General features: G+C 48.3%; 1 protein-coding gene and 1 pseudogene. Both read left to right on the top strand.

The annotated features are described in order from the left end of the window. Positions 1 to 305 (top strand): annotated as a pseudogene (locus C6H04_RS07710) (hypothetical protein); the annotation flags it as partial. Next, entirely contained in the window at positions 305 to 1,933 is a 1,629-nt protein-coding gene (locus C6H04_RS08015) for a hypothetical protein (protein ID WP_199767101.1), read from the top strand. The pseudogene C6H04_RS07710 and the gene C6H04_RS08015, both read left to right, overlap by 1 nt. The last annotated feature ends 706 nt before the right edge of the window (positions 1,934 to 2,639 follow it).

Below are 2,639 nucleotides of genomic sequence, written 5' to 3'. Positions count from 1 at the left end.
AAGTATCCCAGCTACAACAAGAGCACTTCCCCCTAGAGGAAGTCCTAAGCTTTAATCTCCAAGCTCAAGAAGCCCAACTTTATTTGCAAGACCCACAAGCATCCACGCCTTTCTTAGAGGAACTAGCCCAGGCTAGAGGAGAGGACAAGGGGGTGCTAGCTTCTAAGATTTTAGACAAACACCAAGCCCATGCCAAGAAGTTAGCCGCTCTGCTAGGACACCGCCACCAATTACGCGATCGCATTGAGAAAGCGCGCAGCTTTGAGGAAGTGTTGGGCGTAGTCTACACCAGCCCCTTTGCATAATGCCCCTCATTTGGGATCGCTCAGACAAGCAGTACAAACGCTTTGTTGCAGAGAAACGCGCCCAACATGTAGAGGTCTACAAGCGTATTTGCGCGCACTATCATTTAGAGATTTCTCAGCACACCCTCTTAGCACAGGCACACAAGTACGCCAAACACGAGGCCGATAGCCATTTTCAAGTCTTTAGCGATGCCTTCAAGGGGGATAATCTCTTCGCCTTCATAGGCAGTGTGATGCGTGCCATCATGGGCGTGGTGATGGGCACTTTGGTAAGCGTGTTCTCTTTTGGAGCGGCCACCCCCTTGGGCATTAGCATAATCACCACTTCGGTTACGGGGGCTCTAGCCGATATTGCTAGCACTATTACCAGTGCTATCCTCACTGAGAATGCCATCAATGCCCAGAGTTTCTACGCCCACCAGAGTGCCAGTTTGGAGCGTGCTAGCACTCTGGGAGCGCACACCTTGAGCATGGCCTCTGTGCAGACTACAGAACTGCTCATCTATAACCCCTATGCTATCTTCCCTGAAGGGAGTATCTACAAGGATGAGAATCCCGGAGCTTTGGGCTATCGTGCAGGCCTAGAAGCCCCTCATTGTATGAAGGGCATTGTGGGCACTAAGGCCCCCAATCCCCTAGCTGAGCAACTCAGCAACAGAGCCCACAAACACCTAGCAGGCAATGCCCAATACGACCCCCTGCAACTCCCCTTTCCTGTGCATAACTTCCAAGAGGACACCCGCCTACATAAGCAAATCCTGCAACAGAATTTAAAGGCGCGCATCCTAGAAATTCAAAAGGGCTTTGCAGAGTTAGCAGGGGAATACTTTGGAGCCTTTGATGAGAGCTTGCCCAGACTCTTTAACCAGCATGAAAAAAAGTTCATCCATCCACGCATTAATCAGCTCAACACCTATGACTTCTTAGAGAAGATGCGCTACTACCCTAAGGGAGAGCGTTTGCCCCTCTTTGAACACCTGCTTGCTCCAGAGAAACTCAAGGCCCTGAAAAATCCCTATAGACCTCAGGGGTATATCCTACTCACCCAGACTACAAAGCGTGAAGAGGAAGAGCGCAAGGAGGCCTACCGCGTCAAGAGCTCTCAGTCTTATGAGAAAACTATCCAGCACCACTATACAGATCACTACACTTATAGCATTAACTATGAGGGCAAGATCGTCGCACTCAAAAGAGATGTGTACGAGCATGGGAAATTTCTGCGCACGGAGCACTTAGAGGAGAAAAAGGGACAGAGTGTTGCACTCCAACGCAAACAAGTAAAACCCTTACCTAACAAACCCCCCAAGGCTTGGCATTATGAGAATATCCAAGCTAATGAAGAAGCCCTAGAAGCTTTGGACCCTGATACCCTCTTAGAGATGGAACAGGTCTATGAGAACTACCTTGTGCAACTCTGGGATGGCTATGAGATAGAGGTGCTCAACTCTTTTCCTACACAAAGACCTCTGGCTTCTGTGCAAGCTCTAGGTTTGCCCATGCCAGATTTGTTTTTCAATTCTGTAGGGGAGGAACTAACCCCCCTAGAATTGGAGAAAAAAGCCCTCTTTGAGGAATTTGTCCAGGCACAGATTGCCAAGCGCAATGCTGAATTGAGGCAAGAGGTTTAAGGGGAGTTGTGGCACAATAGCGCAGCGTTTTGAATGTCCCCCAAAGGGGGACACTTTGACGCTTAGCGCAACTGCTGGGTAAGAGCAATGATAAGCGCTAGGACTATTAGCAACTTGTGCATGTGGCCTCCTTTGTTTAGGGTCCCACTTGCCTCCCACCCACAAGTTAAAAACCTTGTTCCCTTCTAAAGGATGGCCACACATGCCAACAAGGCATTATACCCTTTTTGGCTTCATGCATGGGGTTACTTCATTGTAGCGTTATCCGTGCTAGCGAGGCTATTCTAGCCTCGCACAGATATCGCGTTTACCTTAATGCGCGTTTTCCCTACCGCTTAATAGTTTAGAATAACGCTTTGGCTCCATGGCATGGGGTTACTTCATTGTAGCGGTGCTGGGGTTGTGTGTGCATTCTGCACCCGCAAAGATATAACGCTTTCCCTTAACTGACATTTTCCCTACTCTTTAACAATTTTGATAACGGTGTGGCTTCATGGCATGGGGTTACTTCATTGTAGCGTTATCCGTGCTAAGCGAGGCTATTCTAGCCTCGCACAGATGCCAAGTTTTTCCTTAATTTGCGTTAGTCTTACCGCTTAATAGTTTTGATAACGATCCCTGCTTTGTAGCATCGTTACGCATTTATGCACACACACAGATGCCAAGGTTTTCATTAACTGACATTTTTGCTACCGCTTAACAATTT

The sequence above is a fragment of the Helicobacter salomonis genome (assembly GCF_900197775.1).
Classification (GTDB): domain Bacteria; phylum Campylobacterota; class Campylobacteria; order Campylobacterales; family Helicobacteraceae; genus Helicobacter; species Helicobacter salomonis.
The sequence above is the reverse complement of the archived record's forward strand: the minus strand, read 5'-3'. Positions and strand labels throughout refer to the sequence as shown.